Consider the following 18,502-nt stretch of genomic DNA (forward strand, 5'->3'; position numbering starts at 1 on the left):
CGGTATCTCCTATCCCTTCAGACAGCAGTATTCCGAGACCGACAGAACTCTTTATCATGCCGGTAAAGAGAGGTCCCGCCTCTGATATTCCGACGTGTAGAGGGTACCTGAATGAGCGCGAAAAGAGCCTGTATGCGTCAACGGTAGTCGGCACATTCGATGCCTTGAGCGAGACTTTTATATCTCTGTAGCCCAGCCCTTCGAGGATGTTTATATGCTCGGCTGCGCTTTCCACTAAGGCCTCAGGTGTCGGATGGCCGTACTTCGCGAGAAGCTTCTTTGTCAGGGAGCCCGCATTTACTCCTATCCGGATAGGGATCCTTTTCTCCCCGGCGGCCGAGACGACTTCCGCAACCTTCCATTTTGCCCCGATGTTGCCGGGATTAATCCGCAGCCCGTCGACTCCCTGCCGTATAGCTTCGAGGGCCAACCTCCAGTCGAAGTGTATATCCGCGATTACGGGGATCGAGGCGGATTTCTTAATCTTTCCTATGGCCTCCGCAGCCGCCATATCGGGCACCGCTATCCTTATGATCTCGCAGCCGGCCTCTGCAAGGGCTCGGATCTGTTTTCCCGTTGCCTTTGCATCCCTCGTATCAGTCTTCGTCATCGATTGAACGGAAATAGGGTACCCACCCCCAACGGGTACACTGCCCACGTGTATTACCTTTGTAGTTCTTCTCTTCTTAACCAACGTCATCATCCCTTTCTGCTGATTTCCATCGCCCTGAAATTACCCTTATTCTCAACCCCTTGTTCCTCTTTTCTCTCTGTACGCTTTCACCGCTTCAGCGTGTTCCCCGAGGGTGACGGAAAACGTATGGGTGCCATCTTGGTTCGAGACAAAGTATAGATACGGGACATCAGAAGGGTTCAGCGCCGCCCTGATGGATTTGAGACCGGGCGATGCGATGGGGCCCGGCGGCAGTCCTTTTATGAAATAGGTATTATAGGCAGTCTTCTTCAGGAGGTCGGCCTTCGTGATCCTCTCTTTCGAACTCTTCACGCCGTAAATGGCGGTCGGATCTGCCTGGAGAAGCATGTGCTTCTTGAGTCTGTTATAATACACACCGGCGATGACAGTCCGTTCGCCCTCGGAGATCGCCTCTTTTTCTACGATGGACGCCATGGTCAGCACCTCTTTTTCGGAGACATTCAGTTCCATCTGTCGCATCATCATCTCTTCGTCGAACTGGTCTCTCATGCGGTTCAGCATGAGGATAAGCACGTCCTTGGCATCGAGCCCCTTCGGAAACCTGTACGTATCAGGGAAGAGGTAGCCTTCGAGGGACGGGGCATCCACATCGAAGGCCTCCAGGAACTCCCTGTCTGTGCATAATTTCTGAAATTCGGCTGGTTCCGTGCCTATCACCGAAGAAAACTTTTCCCCTATCTCCCAGAGGGAATCGCCCGGAATAACGGTGATTTCGTATTCGATGATCTTCCCCTTGCGGATCGCGTTAAATATCTGGAGCGGGCTCATTGAACCCCAGAGCGGATAGAACCCTGCCTTGATCTTCCTGTCTGCGCCCGTGACCCTGCCGAGAAGGAGGAAAACCCATTTGTCCCTCAATATGCCTTTTTCAGACAAGCCTTCGACAATCTCTTTGAAAGAGGATCCTCTCTTTATTTCAAACTCCATCGACTGGTTGCCGAAGGGAAGAGGCATGACGAGTTGAAGAGCAGAATAAACGAGGAAGACAACCAAAAGCGAAGCCGCCATGATGATTATATTTCTTTTCATCTAAATTTAGGATGCCAGAAAAAGACAGCCCCTGTAAAGTGGAAGCAGAGATGGAATCCATCGCGTAAGGCTCATCCTGTCCGCATCCCCCCGATACTCCTTCAGGAAATGAGAGAGGCGACCGGTGAATTCACCGGTCGCCTCTCGAATCACGGGATATTGCTTTCTCCTAATACATGCCTTCCATGCCGCCGCCCGGCATAGGCGGCATCTTCTTTTCCTCTTCCGGGATTTCGGAAACCATCACGGATGTCGTCAGCATGAGCGAAGCGACTGACGCTGCGTTCTGAAGGGCGGTTCTCGTTACCTTCGTCGGATCGATAATCCCGGCCTTCATCATATCGACATACTCCTCGCTCTGAGCGTCAAACCCATAGTTTACGTCTTTTGAGCCTTTCACCTTTTCAACAATTACGGAACCTTCGACTCCCGCATTATTGACGATCTGGCGTATAGGCTCTTCGAGGGCCTTCATAACAATGCCAACGCCGATCTTCTGGTCATGGTTATCGAGCTTAAGATTCTTCAGTGAAGGGAGGCACCTCAGGAGCGCAATTCCGCCTCCCGGGACTATCCCTTCCTCCACAGCGGCCCTCGTTGCATGGAGTGCGTCTTCGACCCTCGCCTTCTTCTCCTTCATCTCCGTTTCGGTCGCGGCGCCGACGTTAATCACCGCGACACCTCCGACGATCTTCGCGAGACGTTCCTGGAGTTTCTCCCGGTCGTAATCGGACGTCGTCTCTTCAATCTGCGCCTTAATCTGCTTAACCCTGCCCTGGATCTTCGCATGGTCGCCTGCGCCTTCAACAACTGTTGTGTTCTCCTTATCAACGGTGATCTTCTTTGCCCTTCCGAGGTCAGAGATCTTGATGCTCTCGAGCTTGATACCCAGGTCCTCGGATATCATTGTGCCGCCGGTGAGAATTGCGATATCCTCGAGCATCGCCTTTCTCCTGTCCCCGAATCCAGGGGCCTTTACAGCGCAAACCTGAAGGGTGCCGCGGAGTTTATTTACGACGAGTGTAGCGAGTGCCTCGCCTTCCACGTCCTCTGCGAGGATGAGAAGGGGCTTGCCCATCTTTGCGGTCTGCTCGAGTATCGGGAGAAGATCCTTCATGCTCGATATCTTCTTCTCGTTGATGAGGATAAACGCATCGTCAAGATTACATTCCATCCTCTCAGGATCGGTTATAAAGTATGGAGATATGTACCCGCGGTCAAACTGCATTCCCTCTACTACATCGAGCGTTGTCGCCATGCTCTTTGCCTCTTCCACGGTAATAACCCCGTCTTTTCCGACCTTGTCCATCGCCTCTGCGATAAGTTCCCCGATGGACGGATCGTTATTCGCCGAGATGGTCCCGACCTGCGCAATCTCCTTCTTATCCCCCACCTGCTTGCTGAGTTTTTTCAGGTCTTCGAGAACGACTTCAACGGCTTTCTCGATTCCCCTCTTCAGATCCATCGGGTTTGCGCCAGCAACGACATTCTTTATCCCCTCCCGGTAAATTGCATGCGCAAGGACCGTCGCCGTTGTAGTTCCGTCACCGGCAACATCTGAAGTTTTCGATGCGACCTCCCTCACCAGCTGCGCACCCATGTTTTCCCATGGGTCCTTGAGCTCTATCTCCTTCGCAACCGTAACGCCGTCCTTCGTGATGGTCGGCGCCCCGTATTTCTTATCCAAAATCGCGTTTCTTCCCTTCGGCCCAAGAGTCGCCTTGACCGCATTCGTGAGCATGGTGACACCGCTCAATATCGCTCTCTGAGCTCCTTCATCAAATAATAGTTGTTTAGCCATAAATAACCTCCTTTATTTTCTTATTTCTCCAGAATTCCTAATATGTCTTCTTCCCTGATTATCAGGTACTCGACATCATCCATGGTTACCTTGGAACCGGAATACTTATCGAACAACACGCTGTCGCCCACTTTGACGGACACTGGCTGCAGCTTTCCATCGTCGGTTATCCTTCCCGGCCCTACAGCCACGATTTCGCCCTTCTGCGGCTTCTCCTTTGCTGTGTCGGGAATATACAGCCCCCCAGCAGTCTTTTCAGCCTCTTCGGAGTATTTCACCAATACCCTGTCCCTGAGCGGTTTAAACTTCATAACGTTTCTCCTTTCTTCTCATAAAGATATTGTTAGCACTCATATGCCGCGAGTGCTAATATAATTTTTTATCGCGTCTTATGACAAGTACAATTCTTGGACAAAATGAGGCAATAATTGGTAATAATGACTAATAGCTTCTGATTACTCGTATTTTAGAATAATTTTAGCTGATATCTCTTTTCTTCTTTTCTATAAAGGCAGTTACGGCCTCATTAAAAAAATCCCCCATCTTCCTGACTTCAGCGGATATCCTCGTTTCATAGAGTTTAAGCCCTTCCCTGAGTTCCGAGGCGAAGGCCGAATGAAATGAGTCGTTCTTAACTGAATCCTCTACCCTTGCCCGGCTATAGAGGTAGATATCCGATACGATCGTCCGGGCGAGCCGCCTCGCTTTTTCGATCAGTTCATCAGGTTGCCCCACTTTTATCTTTTCAGTTACGGGTTGTGACGGTCTCTCGTCAGTTCCTTTAGATTCCGCAATCGTTTCTCCTGAAAACCTGCTGCCCGTATCTTCCCTTCCCTCTCCTGCGTCCCCCTTTCTTTCAGGAGCCTCTTGCGGGAAGGCCTTCTTCAGAGCATTGACCTTCTGAAGCAGCGATTCTTCAATCTGGTACTCCTCGATATAGGCATCGGCCCCGTGGAGGGAGTCAGGCTCCCTACGGTATCTGTTCTTGTCATAGAGGGAGGCAACAAGGATTATCTTCATTCCCTTCGTCTCTGGTCTCTTCCTCAACCTTTCTGAAACCTCAAAACCGTAAATCTTTGGAAGAGACACACTCAATAAAATAAGAAAGGGCAGCTCCTTGGCAGCGTTCACCAGGGCCTCTATTCCGTCGGCAGCAACGCTAACGGCATATCCGCTGGCAGTGAGAATGGATTTAATCCTCCTCGCTATTAAAGGGTCTTCGTGAGCCACAAGCACCGTATTCTCATCAAGAGGTCTTGCCTGGGGCAGTGGCTTCTTCACCAGGAGTACCGTACTGCACTTGGGACACTTAAACCGCGTGCCGTCAGATCCAATCTTTTCGTCAGCGATTTTGAGTCTTATCTTACATTTCGGACATATTATGACCATTGCCTCCGTCTCCTTCTCGGCAACCAGAGTTTTATGGTAATCAAACCAAAGAGAAAACCCCCGAGATGGGCAAACCACGCAACGCCTCCCTGGCTTAACCATCCCTGCGTGATGACGCCATTGACAAGCTGTATAATAGCCCAAAACACGATAACAATCAAGGCAGGGACCTTCACGATCTGCCAGAAGAAGCCAAAAAAAAGTACCGTATGAACCCTTGCACGGGGGAAAAGTATCAGATAGGCCCCAAGCACTCCTGATATGGCGCCGCTGGCTCCGATCATGGGCACATGGGAAGCGGGGTCCGTTAGGGCATGAGAATAAGCCGCAACCGCTCCAGCGAGAAGGTAGAAGAGAATGAACTTGAAATGCCCTATGCTGTCCTCGATGTTATTGCCGAATATCCAGAAATAGAGCATATTGCCTCCGAGATGGAGAATACCGCCGTGTAGAAACATGGAGGAAAAGACTGTCGCAAAAGGCGAGATCGGTTGGTCTGTCTCGTGCGTCATGAGATTGTAGGGAATGGCACCGTAGGAAAGGGCGAACTGCTGTTCTCCAAGGGGTGAGAAGATCTCCCAGAGATAGAGAAAGATATTCAGGGCTATCAGTCCTATGGTGACAAAGGGGACAACCGTCGTCGGATTTTCGTCCTTGAAGGGGATCAATCCGGTTCACCATTGAGCGCGAAGGAGAAGAAAGTTTCTTCCATCCCCTGCGCGGCATGAACAGAATCCATAGAAGTGATTATATCACGCCGGAATCCTATCCGTTCAGAAGCCGTAGGGTGACCCTATTTCGGTTCCTGCCGGCATTAGGGCTTCAACCCCCTCTGCCGGCCTCCATCTTCACTGAGCTGCTTCTATCTTCACCCGAACAAGAGGAACTTCTCCATTGACAGAGGGATAGGTCAGGGAATTGACCTTTGCGTGAGCAAAATGTATGGGAGCGAATACGGTCTCTTCGGGAACCTCCTCGGACACCATCGCCTTTAAGTAAATCTCTCCTCTCTTTGAAGTGACTCTGACGAAACTTTCATCTTCGATCCCGTATTTTCTCGCGTCCTTTGTATTTATCTGTAAATAAGCATCCCGCACGACGGAATCAAGATTTTTCGAGAGCACGGAAAGGGCGCCGGAATGTTGCATGACATTCGCTGTTACAAGAGAAAGCGGATACTCGGCGCTCTTCGGTTCTCCGACACGGTACGATGCCGGAGAGAAAGAGAGGCGTATTCCGCCGGCATTCGCCGATTCGATCGCCTTTTTGATCTCCGAACGTATCTCATTGAGATCGCTCACGCCGAGGTCACTACCCATTAATCTCCCGAGATTCCTGAATATCATCCAGTCGGGGATAGACTCTCCCGTCTCCGCCACGAGCTTCGGTATCCGCTGGACAGCTCCGGTTGCGGACATGAATGTCCCTTCCTTCTCCGCCCAGCTGCTCGCGGGGAATACCACATCCGCGAGTCGCGCGGTCTCTGTAAGGAATATATCCTGCACAATGAGCAATTCCAGGCCTTTGAGGGTTTTCTCGACAGTCGAGACATCAGGAAAACTCACAGCAGGGTTTTCGCCCATGATATACATCGCCTTAATGTCTCCCGGCTGATAGAACATCTCATGAGCGCTCTTCCCTTCGCGGAGAGGCCTCACTCCAACGGTCCACATGCCGAGAGTATTCGAGAACTCGGCGGGTATCTGGAGACTTTCAGGACTGTCCCCCATGAGAAGAACGAGATTCGCCGCAGCGAGGAAGGTGTTTATGCTCTTCGTGTTCTCTGCAGACCCTGACGTCAGGGCAATGAGTCTCCTCTGAGAACCGGCGTACGCACGCGCAATTTCCCTTATTTCATCTTCGGATAACCCTGTCGTTCTTGATATTTCCGACAAGGCGATGCCCTTCAAGGTCGTCTCGAGAGAACCGAAGTTTTCGACGGCCGAGACCTTTCCTTTGTCATAGAGCCCTTCTTCGAAGATGACTTTCATGATACCGTTGATGAACGATACCCCGGAGCCTGGGGCCAACCGCAGCCAGCGGCTGCTGTTTCTCACGAGCTTTGTCTCCTTCGAGTCTGCGACCACGAGCTGCGCGCCTGACTTCTTCGCGATGATGAAATTCAGTCCCCAGACAGGAAGAGCGGAGGTTATGTCCGATTCGACGACGAGAATGAAATCGGCCTTGGTCGGAGAATCCCAAGATATCGGCATGAAAGGTCTCCCAAAGGCCATTTCCATCGCCTTTTGCGCCTTGGAATATCCGAACCGTGCCGCAGAGTCTATGTTGTCAGTTCCGGCAGCTTTTCGCATGAACTGCTGGAACATGTAGCTGTCTTCGAGGGTACACCTCTGCGAGCCTATGGCGCCAAGAGCGGAGGGTCCGTATTTCCTGCGCACCTCACCGAGTCTCTGCGAAACAAAGGCAAATGCCTCTTCCCACGAGACCGCCACGAGATTCCCATCCTTCTTCAGCAAGGGGGTTTTCAGCCTGTTGTCCCCGTAAATATAATCGAAGCCGAACCTGCCCCTGCTGCAGAGATTGCCGTCGTTTATTCCGGCCCCCTCTTTCCCCCGCGCCCGGATTATCTTCCCCTCTCTGAGGCTGAGATTCGTCGTGCATCCGCACCCGCAGTAAGGGCAGATCATCTCATACTCATCCATGAACCAGACACGGGATCGATAGCGGTAGGGTTTGCTTCCCAGCGCTCCTACGGGACAAGCATCGACACACTGCCCGCAGAATTCACAATCGAGGGTCTCTTCAAAGGCAGGGCTTATCTTCGTCTCGAATCCCCGCCCGATGAAATTGATAGCTCCCACCCCCTGATGGTCCTGGCAAACCCTGACACAGATGCCGCAGAGGATACACCGATTCGGATTTCTCTCGACGATCGGTGCGTCGATCCTCTCCTCGTCATGCTTCTTTGCAGCCGAGAATTTGCTCTGAGAGGGACCGTATCTGAAGGCGTAGTCCTGAAGTTTGCATTCTCCGGCCTTATCGCATATACCACAATCAAGGGGATGGTGAAGGAGAAGGAATTCGAGCACAGCCTTTCGGGAGTTTGTGACTTTTGGGGTCGCCGTATATACGACCATCCCGTCTCTTGCCTGCGTCGCACAGGAGGCAGAGAGCCCCTTCTGGCCTTCAATTTCAACAACACAGAGCCTGCAACCTCCGTAAGGCTTAAGCCTCCTGTCAAAGCAGAGGGTCGGGATAAAAATATTATTAGCCCTGGCCGCCTCGAGAATCGTCGAGCCCCGTGGTGTCTCTACCTTCTTATCGTTTATCGTAAGTTCTATCATCGTTTCTTACGCCTCCTTTTCAACCGCTGCGATCCCCTGGATCTGCCCGCTTCCCTTTTCCGTCATTTCCCCTCTCATGCTGCGCGGCCCGATCTTTACGCTGTCGAATTTACATTTCTCATAGCAAGACCTGCACTGTATGCAGAGAGACTGGTCAACAAGGTGTGGTTTCTTCTTCTCACCGGAAATCGCCTTGCGGGGACAGACCCTCGCGCAGGCCCCGCAGCCTGTGCAGGTACTCGCGTCGATATAAAACGTAGTGAGTTCCTTGCAGACGCCGGTTTTGCACCATTTGTCGTTAATGTGGGATTCATATTCATCCCTGAAGTACCGTATCGTCGTTAAGACGGGGTTCGGGGCCGACTGGCCAAGCCCGCAGAGGGAAGACTCGATAATATCCTTTGCAGCCTGTCCGATCAGCTCTATGTCTCCGGCCTTTCCCTTTCCCTCGGTGATGTTCGTCAGGATATCGCGCAGGACGTGTGTTCCTATCCTGCAGGGAGGGCATTTGCCGCAGGATTCTTCCGTGGTGAACTCGAGGAAATACTTCGCGACACTCACCATGCAGTTAAGGTCGTTCATGACGACCATTCCTCCCGATCCGACAATGGCACCGGTCTTCATGATGTCTTCAAAGGTCACCGGCGTGTCGAGCAGACTTTCCGGTATGCATCCCCCCGAAGGGCCGCCGAGCTGCACCGCCTTGAACTTCCTGTTGTTCGGAATTCCCCCTCCGATGTCGAATATGATCCTCCGCAGGGGAATACCCATCGGTATTTCTATGAGTCCGATGTTCTTGACCGCACCGCTCAGGGCGAAGACCTTCGTCCCTGTCGATTTCTCCGTGCCGAGGCTCCTATACCAGTCAGCCCCGTTCAGGATTATCTGCGGAATATTCGCGAACGTCTCGACATTGTTGAGGACGGTCGGCCTGTCCCATAGCCCTTTGACGGCTGACCTCCAGAGCTTCGGCCTCGGCATGCCGCGTTTCCCCTCAATCGAATGCATGAGGGCTGATGCCTCTCCGCAGACAAACGCTCCGGCACCCTGGTAGATCTCGATGTCGACATTGAAGCCGGTATCAAATATATTTTCACCGAGAAGGCCGTAATCCCTCGCCTGGTTGATTGCGGTCTGGAGTCTCTGAACGGCAAGCGGATATTCCGCTCTGACATAGATGTAGCCTTTGCTCGCCCCAATAGACCGGGCACCGATGAGCATGCCCTCAAGGACAACATGAGGGTCTCCCTCCATGATGCTCCTGTCCATGAATGCCCCCGGATCGCCCTCGTCACCGTTACAGATTATATATTTCTGGTCTCCCTTGACCTTCGCGCTCAATTCCCATTTTAGACCGGTAAGGAACCCGGCGCCTCCCCTGCCCCGAAGGCCTGATCTCTTTACCTCATCGATTATCTCTTCGGTCGTCATCTCCGTCAACGCCTTCGCAGCACCCTGATAGCCGTCACGAGCGATATATTCTTCAATCTTCTCTGCATCTATGAGCCCCTTGTTCCTCAAGGCCCTGAGAACCTGGTGTTTGTAGAAAGGTATCTCCCTCATGAGCGGTATCGCCTTTTGCCTCGGAGATTCCTTGTACATGAGGCGTTCGACCGGTCTTCCCTTGATGAAATGCTCCTCAACAATTTCAGGGATGTCTCGTACGGTAAGTTTCTGATAGAAAAATTCACCGGGATAGACAGCCATGACCGGTCCCTGCGAACAGAAACTATTACAGGTGGTCAATACGAGATTGACCTCCTTCGTCAGATCTCGCTTTTTGATCTCTTCTTCGAGGGCCTGCTTGATCTTCAGGCTGCCCGCCGCCGTGCAGCCCGTGCCCCCACACAACATGATACTCACTCGATAATTTTCCATCTGTCCTCCTTCGAAACTCCTGAGCATGTGTCCGTTCCCTTCCTCTCCATCAATAGGCCGTCTCGCTCCCCATCACGAGCGCATACTCCTCCACCGCCTTACCATCTATCACATGCTCACGCAATATCCTCCGTATCTTCTCCCCGTCCAGCTGAACATACTTCACCGGCGATTCGTTGATCACCTCTACCGTCGCCATCGGCTCCCTGCTGCAGAGCCCCGCGCACCCCGACGTCGTCACGATCACATCCTTCACCCCGCTCTTCCCCATCTCCTCAAGCAACGCCTCCATCACCTTTCGCGCTCCCGCCGCTATCCCGCAGGTCCCCATGTGCACCGTCACCTTCACCCGCGCTCCCCCCTCACGCAACGTCAGCGCTGCCTTATACTCTTCCTTTATCTTCTTTAAGTCATCTACCGTCAGTCTCGGCATCTCTTCCTCTCCTCTCTCGTCCTTCACTCATACTGCTTCAGCAGTTCCATCGCCTTCACCGGGTTCACCGATCCATGGGTGTCCTTGTCCACTACCACCACCGGCGCTAGCCCGCACGCCCCCAAACATCTCACGCTCTCCAGCGAAAACTTCCGGTCCCCCGTTATCCCCCCTACCTCTACCCCGAGACCCTCCTTCATCTTGTTCGCTATCTCCTCCGCCCCCTTTACATAACACGCCGTCCCCAAACATACCTTTACGTTATGCCTCCCCTTCGGCTTCATCGTGAAAAAAGAATAAAACGATACCACTCCGTGTACCTCACTCACCGGCACCCGCAGCCCCCTCGCTATGTGCTTCTGCACCACCGGCGGTAAATACCCGATCAGCTCCTGCGCCTCCTGCAGCACCGGTATCAGACTCCCCGGCTTGTTCCGGTACCTCCGGATTATCCCCTCCATCTTCTCCGCCGTCTCCCCCGTATACTCCTCCACCACAGGCTCCGGCGTCACCCCCTTCTGCCTGAACTCCACCCCCTTCGCCACTACCTCAAGCAGCAGCGTCGGCGAAAATGGCTTCGGCAGATAATCGATGATCCTTAAGCTCAGCGCCTCGCTGATGCTCTCCTGCGATGGATACCCCGTTATCACCACGATGTTGATATCCTGCGCCTTCTTCCTCACTTCCCGCATGAACTCAAGCCCGTCCATCTCAGGCATCTTTATATCCGTTATGATCAGGTCAAAATGCTCCCCCCCCAGTACCTCCAGAGCCGCCCTCCCCGATGTCACCCCCTTCACCTCATACCCCTCGGGCCGCAATATCCGCTCGCAGCTCTTCAGCACTATCTCCTCATCATCAACCATCAGTATCTTCCCCTTCATCCTCTATCCTCCTTTAATCCCATTCTTCATATCCTTTTCAGATGGCTCGTCTTGGGCAGAATCCTGACAAGCCACATGAGCCAATTCTCCGAAAGGCAGTCCCTCACGAGGGAATAGACTGCGTCATTGGCCTTCACATTCCGCTCTTTGACACTGCCGCTCATGGGTGAGTATAAGTCGCGAATCCTTCCGTCTTCAGACACCAGGTGGGCAAAAGTCTTTCCTGCGGATACCGCAGGAGTTTCTACCACATCGATATACAGCAGCTGGCCGGTCAGAAACCAGCGTCTTACATCAAGACCAATCTCCCACAGCGCCCCTTTGAGGGGCCTCGCCCAGATTCCCTCTTTATAGTATATCGTTTTCTCGTCCAATTCCGAAAGAGGGGTGATATATTCCTTGAACTGATCAATGAAGGTCTTTCTCAGTATCCATCCTCTCTTGTCAAAGACCCTCTTCACGACATTGCGCATGAAATCAGGGGTAAAGGGTTTTTCGAGATATTCGAAGGCGCCGAGCCTTATCGCCTCCTTTGCGTCCTCCATCGTAGGATAACCGGTTATTATTATTATGTCCATCGTCGGCTGAATCGCTTTCGCCTCCCGGAGCACCTCGACCCCGTTCATATCGGGCAGTCTTATGTCGGCGATGAGGAGATCGAATTCCTCGTTCGAGATGAGTCTTATCGCATCTCCGCCCTGTGTCACACTCGATACAATATAACCGTCGGGGTCGAGTATCTTTTTACAACTGAGTCCGATAATAGGGTCATCGTCAAGCACTAATACCTTCTGATTCTCCATTGATACTCCTCCCTCATATGATTTTCTCAGAACAGAAGCAAGAGTGATGCCAAGAACAAGACCTGTTACTTTTCGGCCAGTTATCTGTAACGAAGCGAAGAAGTGTACAGCTATTTCATACACTGAAGAAAGCGTTCTATCGCTCCAGAAACGGGACGGGCCTCCCGAATCGCGCGCGGGAGAGTGTATAGTTTTATGCGACAGGGAAAATACAGGCCAACGGAAGAGGAGAGAGGCATGGATCTTTTATGTAGAAAACCGCTACGATTTCTGCTTCTTTGTGATAACGTGCTTCTTCATGAGCGCATGGAGATTTGTTCTCTGCATCCCCACCGCCTGAGCCGTCTTCGAAATATTCCAGTCGTTACGCTCGAGCGCTGAAAGGAGGAATTGCTTTTCGGTATGTTCTACCGATTTCATCTTCAGATCCTTTCTTTTCTTCTTCAGTTCCCCGAGGGTTTTCGGAACATCTGTCTCGCTTTCTGACGGTATCACTATGTGCTCCGGCTTGAGAACCCTTCCGTCACAAATGATAAGAGCCCTGTGGATCACATTCTCGATCTCCCGCACATTCCCCGGCCATTCATAGGCGATGAGCTGCTGGACGGCATCTGCGGAAAGATGCGGGACGTCCTTTCCTATCTCACGGCTGTACTTGCCCAGGAAGTGCTGCGCGAGCACTGGGATGTCCTCCTTCCTCTCCCTGAGTGACGGAAGCCGGAGGGGAAAGACATTGAGCCGATAAAAGAGGTCCTCACGGAAGATGCCGTCTCTGACCATGACAGAGAGGTCTTTATTTGTCGCCGCTATGATCCTGACGTCAGCCTTCCTCAGACCCTTCCCGCCGATAGGCCTGTACTCTTTTTCCTGCAAAACCCTGAGGAGTTTTGCCTGGAGAGACATTTTGAGATTTGCTATCTCGTCGAAGAATACGGTGCCGTTACCGGCGAGATCCAGGAGGCCTTTCCGTGTCTCCGTCGCTCCGGTGAAGGAGCCTTTAGCGTAACCGAACAGTTCTGCCTCCATGAGATTATCGGGGATCGTGCCGCAGTCAACCACGAGAAACGGCCCGTCTTTCCTCGGGCTGTTATAGTGGATCGCCCGTGCCACAACTTCTTTGCCGGTTCCACTCTCTCCCGTCAGCAGCACCGTCGCTTCGAGGGGGGCTACCGTTGCGATCAACTGAAAAACCTTTTGCATGGCCATGGACATCCCCACGATATTCTCCATCCTGTAAAGTGCGTGTATCTCCCGCCTCAGCCTCAGGTTCTCGACAATGAGGAGCCTCCTCTCGAGGCACCGGGCGACAATGTTCAGGAGTTCCTCGGGGGTGAAAGGCTTCTCGATATAGTCATACGCACCATATTTCAAGGCCTCAACAGCGGTCTTCACCGTTCCGAAACCCGTGATCAGGATAACCTCTGTGTCCGGCCAGTGTTCCCTAATTTTTTTCAGGAGTTCAATACCATTCATGTCGGGCATCATGAGATCCGTCAGGACAAGGTCAAAAGAGTGATCATGAAGGGCTTTCAGTCCCTCAAGACCGTCGGCGCACGTCTCGACGGTATAGCCCTCAGGCTTGAGTATCTTCCGGCAAATCCTCCTGATTATGTCGTCATCATCGACGACAAGGACCTTTCCCCTGTCGGGTATCATGAGATTCCCTTTCCCTGCTTTGTTTCAAGTGCTTCCCTTACGGCAGCTATCAATGTACCGGGCGTGAAGGGCTTCTCGATATAATTATAGGCACCCAACCTCATCGCCTTCACCGCGTGTTCTACGGTACTGTATCCCGTTATCATGATTACCCTCATGTCAGGCTGACGCTCTTTTGCCTTCATGATGAACTCCATCCCGTCCATCTCGGGCATCTTCAGGTCCGTCAGGACAAGGTCGTACTTCGTGGCCTCAGCCATTCGCAGCCCCTCGATACCGTTCGCAGCGGTATCGACGTCGTATCCCTCGGGTGTCAGACATTTCTTGCAGCTGATCCGCACAATATCTTCATCATCGATTACGAGTATCCGCGGCTTGTTCATGAGCTTCTCTCCGCATCGGCTTGTTCTATGCGCCCCAATCCCCTGTCGATATCCTTTCGTATCAGCGCCAGTACATACGCCTCATTTATCGGTACCTCCCCGATCTCCTCCCGTATCTCTGCTGTGTCGAAGCGGTAGAAGTGGCCATCCTTTTTGTATTCGAAGGCGAAATCAACTTCGGGATTGCCCGCAATGAGGACCATGAGCGTTGCAGCGAGATCTCCCGTCGGTTTCCTATCGATGTGGCTGTTCCTGAAACTGACCTTCACCGTTGTGCCCTTCCCCTTCTCAGAGGCGATCGAAAAATTCCCTTCACATTCCTCAGCAGTCTGCCTGAGGAGCGGAAGGCCGAGGCCGACCCCCCGGACCGTCTTTGTCGTGAAGAACGGATCGGTAACCTTTCTCACTGTCTCCTCATCCATGCCTTCTCCGTTGTCCCGTATCTCCAGGGCAAATCGATCGTTTCCTCTGTCCTCTTCAACGTCGATCTCTACCAGGTGTGCGCCCGCAGAGATGGAGTTCTCAGCGATGTCCAGTATATGCAATGAGAGGTCTTCCACGCAACGCTATTCCCACACCACATTCCTGCCCCCGCCGTCCACGAGCGCTTGCCTCATCTCGTCCAGCGTAGGCTCTTCCATGAGAAGGGTTGTGACCCTCCTTCCGATGTCCGTGACATGATGGGCGTCGGAAAAGGATACCCAGGGGAATTTTTTCAGCGACGCAAATTTCGCTTCCGCCTCGGTCCTGCTCACGTTCGGCGACAGCTCAAGGGCGTGAAACCGCAAATCTTCGGGGATGAAGCCGAGTTGCGAAAGAACGCTGAAGGCCTGTTTGTCGATGTGGCTCGCGATCGAAATTCCGCCGAGTGCAGCTATCTCCGTGAGGACCCCCTGCACGTTCAACCCGGTCGCAGCGATGAGCAGCCGTCTGTTAAACCCCATCACCTCTTTGAACTCGTTCACGATTACCTGTTCTCCGTAGAACTTCTCGTCATTTTCTTGAGGCGGGAGGTATTCGTAGACGATCTCCTGCATACGTCGCAGGGCATCCGCCCCTCCAAAGAAGGCGAGGACATGGACTTCCTCTGAACTCGTAATCTCCATCCCTCCCCAGACGGTTATCCCCGTTCCCCGAGCGGCCCGCCGAGTGGCCTCCACGTTCTCGGCGGAGTTGTGATCCGTTATCCCTATGATGTCCAATTCCGCCTCCCGCGCCCGGTCCACGATATCCCGCGGATTCATGTCCAACTCGGAGCAGGGAGAGAGACAGGTGTGTATATGCAAGTCGGCTCGAAATCGTTTCAGCATCGGAGAAGTCGATAGAGGCTTCCCCCCGTCTCAAAGGTGGGCGAAGCACTGAGCATAATGGGCATCCCTTCAGCCTCTGCCTTCTTGAGCGTCTCCTCCTCCGGGATCCGATTGTTCGTTATGATTATCCCGGACAGGTTCTTCAATGCTGCGACCGCAACGATGTTCGGATGGGTCTGGAGGGTTATCCAGACCTCGCCCTCCTTAGCGTTTGCCATCACGTCCGAGAGGAGGTCGCTTATATAACATCCGGTGACTTCGCGACCGAGATCCCCTTTCGTCGTGTTTACGCGGAGAGACAGCTTGGCCGCCATCTCATTCACCTTCACAGGCATCACCCTCCTTCTTTGAGATAATGATCTCTATCGTTGTCCCTTCACCCACAACCGATTCCACCCTCAGCTCGTCTGAGTTTTTCTTTATATTCGGCAATCCCATTCCGGCGCCCCATCCCATTTCACGCACCCAATCAGGCGCCGTAGAATATCCTTCGGTCATCGCGAGTTCGATGTCAGGTATCCCCGGTCCCATGTCACTCACCACAATCTGTATCTTGTCGGGCGTCACCGAATAGTTTATGACCCCGGCCGCAGCGTGGATGATGACGTTCATCTCAGCCTCGAAGGTCGCGATCGCCGCCCTTCTCACCAAGTCGGCACTGATTCCTAATCCTGTCAGGATTGTTTTGAGCTCGCTCGAGGCCGCCCCGGCATGGGTGAACTCACCTCCCATGAGGTGAAAGCTCCCCTCACAAAGCTGCTTAGTCACAACCGTCTTCTTCCGTGCAGCTTCTCAACCCCTCCCCGTATAATCTGCCGCAGGCGGTATAGCGGGAAAGGCGCGTGACGAGCAGCCATATACCCTTCTCCTCCGCCAGAGAGACGGTCTCCCTGTCGGGTCTCTTGTTCAGAACGAAGACCACTGCGTTTATGTCCGCTATTTCCGCGGTCCTCACTACCTGATTGTTGATGAGCCCGGTGATGAGGAGGGATTTCGGTCTTGCCGAAAAATGGAGCAGGTCACTCATGAGATCGGAACTGCATACCGATTCTATTTCGGTATTCGGATCTCCCGCATTCACGAGGAATTCAGCATCGAGAATTTCAGCAATACGCCCTAAGGTCATCGCAATTTACCTTCTTTCACAGGTTTTGGCCCCGTCACCCAGCCTCCTTGTTTTCTCCTATCGGCAGTCTCACAAAAAAGCTCGCCCCTTTACCGGGCTCGCTCCGGGCAAAAATATTGCCGCCATGCTTCTTTATGATTCCGTAGCTGACGGAGAGTCCGAGACCGGTTCCTTTTCCGACCGGCTTTGTTGTAAAAAAGGGTTCAAAGATCTTCCCGAGAAGTTCCGCGGGGATGCCCGGGCCCGTATCGGTGAACTCGACCTCGATCTGTTCGGCACCCTCCTCCGGATATCCCCGTTTGAACCACTGGGTAGTGCTGTCCGGCGCTCCGGTGACGATGCGGGTAGAGATGGAGATCTGCCCCCGCTCGTTCAGCGCATCGGCCGCGTTAATGCAGAGATTCAAGAAGACCTGCTGCAACTGATTTTGGTCGGCATCTACACTCGGTATCGCATCATCCAGGTCGAGATTGAATTTGACGTTATGGAATTTCGCCTGGTTTCTCACCAACGAGATCGTATTCTCTATGAGCGCATTGATATTGACAAGGCTCTTTTCCGCTGTCGTCTTTCGCGAAAACCCGAGGAGGCTCTTGATGATCTTCGAGCACCTGTCGGCCTGTTCAACGATCGTCTCGAGGTCTTCGCGGTCCTGCGTATTTTCATGAGGGATGCGCATCATCATAAGATGGGCGAAGGTAACGATCCCGGTCAGGGGGCTGTTCAGTTCGTGAGCCACGCCTGCCGCCATTCGCCCCAAGGAGGCAAGTTTTTCCGCATTAATGAGCGACTCATTGGCCTTCACGATTTCCGGTCTTCTTCTGTACCTCTTCTTCGAGCGCCCGCGTCCAGTTCTCCATGTGCTCCTTATAGCTCTTGAGATCCCTTGCCATGGCGTTGAAGGTCTGCGCGAGACGGCCCATCTCATCATCGGAACGTAAGTCGATCACATAGTCAAGATCGCCCTTCGCGATCCTCCGCATGCCTCCGTCGAGAAGGGAGACCGGCTTTGAAACAAACTTGTAAAGGATAATGACGAGAGAGCCCGAGATGAGGGCGATGAAAAGGCTTCCAAACGTGAACGTACCGATGCGGTTCTGCTTTATAATGGCCTCGACCGTATCGGTGCTGAAATTCGTCTCGAGCACGCCGATGATATTTTGGTCCGGCTTATGGAAATGGCAAGAGGCGGTAAAACAGGACGGCTCATTCGCAAGAGGCATCACAAGGGTGAGTGTCCTCGTATTCGGGCTGTCCGACACGATTCTCCAGGAATCAGACTCCGGAATCGATGAGAGGGGTTTTTCCTTGTACTTGTGGCAGATTTGACAGGTCGCATTCTCCTTCGTGACAATCTTTCCGACCTCGCCCTTTTGCGACGAATAAACGACCCTGCCCTTTTTATCGAATACCGATATCCCCCTGATTCCCGATCCCGAACCGATAACCGCAATGGTCTGTTCTATCGCTTCCCGGTGGTCCGTGAGCATTCCGTAATAGAGCGCCCTCTTCACAAGGTCTGCCGTCGAAGAAGCATTCATGACAAGGTTTCTCTTCATAATATTCTCTTCATAACGGATGAAGATGTACCCGAAGATAATGCTTCCGAGGGCCATGAGAGCGCCGACCGCGATGATGAGTTTACCGGCGATGGAATTCACGGATTTTCTGATCATCGCACTATTCTATCATAAGAGCGGAGGAAAAATTTTCATAACTAGTGCTAATAAATCTATTAATCTCGCTTATCAATTTTGAGTTGACACCACCTTTTTTTTCGTGTATAAATA

The 18,502-nt window shown here is 52.7% G+C and carries 20 protein-coding genes; all 20 read right to left on the bottom strand.

All coding sequences use genetic code 11. The annotated features are described in order from the left end of the window. A partial coding sequence (locus tag VEI96_09710; GenBank protein HXX58261.1) for a flavodoxin/ferredoxin-dependent (E)-4-hydroxy-3-methylbut-2-enyl-diphosphate synthase occupies positions 1-703 on the bottom strand: 703 nt, incomplete at its 3' end. Between the two features lie 42 nt (positions 704-745). Beyond that, a complete protein-coding gene (mltG, locus tag VEI96_09715) occupies positions 746-1,744 on the bottom strand; it encodes an endolytic transglycosylase MltG (protein HXX58262.1) in 999 nt (332 codons plus the stop codon). Between the two features lie 169 nt (positions 1,745-1,913). After that, positions 1,914-3,545, bottom strand: a complete 1,632-nt coding sequence (groL, locus tag VEI96_09720; GenBank protein ID HXX58263.1) for a chaperonin GroEL — start codon at positions 3,543-3,545, stop codon at positions 1,914-1,916. A 20-nt stretch (positions 3,546-3,565) separates the two neighbouring features. Beyond that, positions 3,566-3,856: a co-chaperone GroES gene (groES, locus tag VEI96_09725; GenBank protein ID HXX58264.1), complete on the bottom strand. Its 291-nt coding sequence runs from the start codon at positions 3,854-3,856 to the stop codon at positions 3,566-3,568. 166 nt (positions 3,857-4,022) lie between these two features. After that, complete coding sequence (locus VEI96_09730; protein HXX58265.1) at positions 4,023-4,934, bottom strand: response regulator; 912 nt, start codon at positions 4,932-4,934, stop codon at positions 4,023-4,025. Beyond that, on the bottom strand, positions 4,925-5,602 hold the full coding sequence (locus VEI96_09735; protein HXX58266.1) for a rhomboid family intramembrane serine protease: 678 nt from the start codon (positions 5,600-5,602) through the stop codon (positions 4,925-4,927). Before VEI96_09735 ends, VEI96_09730 begins: the two co-directional genes overlap by 10 nt. Positions 5,603-5,782: 180 nt before the next feature. Then, a complete protein-coding gene (locus VEI96_09740; GenBank protein HXX58267.1) occupies positions 5,783-8,239 on the bottom strand; it encodes a molybdopterin-dependent oxidoreductase in 2,457 nt (818 codons plus the stop codon). 6 nt (positions 8,240-8,245) lie between these two features. Next, positions 8,246-10,117, bottom strand: a complete 1,872-nt coding sequence (locus VEI96_09745) for an NADH-quinone oxidoreductase subunit NuoF (protein ID HXX58268.1) — start codon at positions 10,115-10,117, stop codon at positions 8,246-8,248. Positions 10,118-10,166: 49 nt separating this feature from the next. Then, entirely contained in the window at positions 10,167-10,550 is a 384-nt protein-coding gene (locus VEI96_09750) for a (2Fe-2S) ferredoxin domain-containing protein (GenBank protein HXX58269.1), read from the bottom strand. A gap of 23 nt (positions 10,551-10,573) precedes the next feature. Continuing rightward, complete coding sequence (locus VEI96_09755; GenBank protein ID HXX58270.1) at positions 10,574-11,434, bottom strand: NAD(P)H-dependent oxidoreductase subunit E; 861 nt, start codon at positions 11,432-11,434, stop codon at positions 10,574-10,576. A gap of 26 nt (positions 11,435-11,460) precedes the next feature. Beyond that, positions 11,461-12,237: a response regulator gene (locus VEI96_09760; protein ID HXX58271.1), complete on the bottom strand. Its 777-nt coding sequence runs from the start codon at positions 12,235-12,237 to the stop codon at positions 11,461-11,463. 261 nt (positions 12,238-12,498) lie between these two features. Beyond that, complete coding sequence (locus VEI96_09765) at positions 12,499-13,893, bottom strand: sigma-54 dependent transcriptional regulator (GenBank protein HXX58272.1); 1,395 nt, start codon at positions 13,891-13,893, stop codon at positions 12,499-12,501. Then, the gene (locus VEI96_09770; protein HXX58273.1) at positions 13,890-14,276 is read right to left on the bottom strand and encodes a response regulator; all 387 of its coding nucleotides are present in this window, start codon (positions 14,274-14,276) and stop codon (positions 13,890-13,892) included. The genes VEI96_09765 and VEI96_09770 overlap by 4 nt, the downstream gene beginning before the upstream one ends. Beyond that, complete coding sequence (locus tag VEI96_09775; protein HXX58274.1) at positions 14,273-14,821, bottom strand: ATP-binding protein; 549 nt, start codon at positions 14,819-14,821, stop codon at positions 14,273-14,275. Before VEI96_09775 ends, VEI96_09770 begins: the two co-directional genes overlap by 4 nt. 21 nt (positions 14,822-14,842) lie before the next feature. Continuing rightward, complete coding sequence (locus VEI96_09780; GenBank protein ID HXX58275.1) at positions 14,843-15,586, bottom strand: PHP domain-containing protein; 744 nt, start codon at positions 15,584-15,586, stop codon at positions 14,843-14,845. Next, positions 15,580-15,915 (bottom strand): DRTGG domain-containing protein, encoded by a 336-nt coding sequence (locus VEI96_09785; protein HXX58276.1) that lies wholly within the window; start codon positions 15,913-15,915, stop codon positions 15,580-15,582. Before VEI96_09785 ends, VEI96_09780 begins: the two co-directional genes overlap by 7 nt. After that, positions 15,902-16,354: an ATP-binding protein gene (locus VEI96_09790; protein HXX58277.1), complete on the bottom strand. Its 453-nt coding sequence runs from the start codon at positions 16,352-16,354 to the stop codon at positions 15,902-15,904. The genes VEI96_09785 and VEI96_09790 overlap by 14 nt, the downstream gene beginning before the upstream one ends. Further along, positions 16,347-16,712: a hypothetical protein gene (locus VEI96_09795; GenBank protein ID HXX58278.1), complete on the bottom strand. Its 366-nt coding sequence runs from the start codon at positions 16,710-16,712 to the stop codon at positions 16,347-16,349. The genes VEI96_09790 and VEI96_09795 overlap by 8 nt, the downstream gene beginning before the upstream one ends. Before the next feature lie 34 nt (positions 16,713-16,746). Next, positions 16,747-17,517 (bottom strand): ATP-binding protein, encoded by a 771-nt coding sequence (locus VEI96_09800; GenBank protein HXX58279.1) that lies wholly within the window; start codon positions 17,515-17,517, stop codon positions 16,747-16,749. Next, entirely contained in the window at positions 17,504-18,388 is an 885-nt protein-coding gene (locus VEI96_09805) for a HAMP domain-containing protein (GenBank protein HXX58280.1), read from the bottom strand. The genes VEI96_09800 and VEI96_09805 overlap by 14 nt, the downstream gene beginning before the upstream one ends. Positions 18,389-18,502: the final 114 nt, after the last annotated feature.

Source organism: Thermodesulfovibrionales bacterium, assembly GCA_035622735.1.
Lineage (GTDB): Bacteria > Nitrospirota > Thermodesulfovibrionia > Thermodesulfovibrionales > UBA9159 > DASPUT01.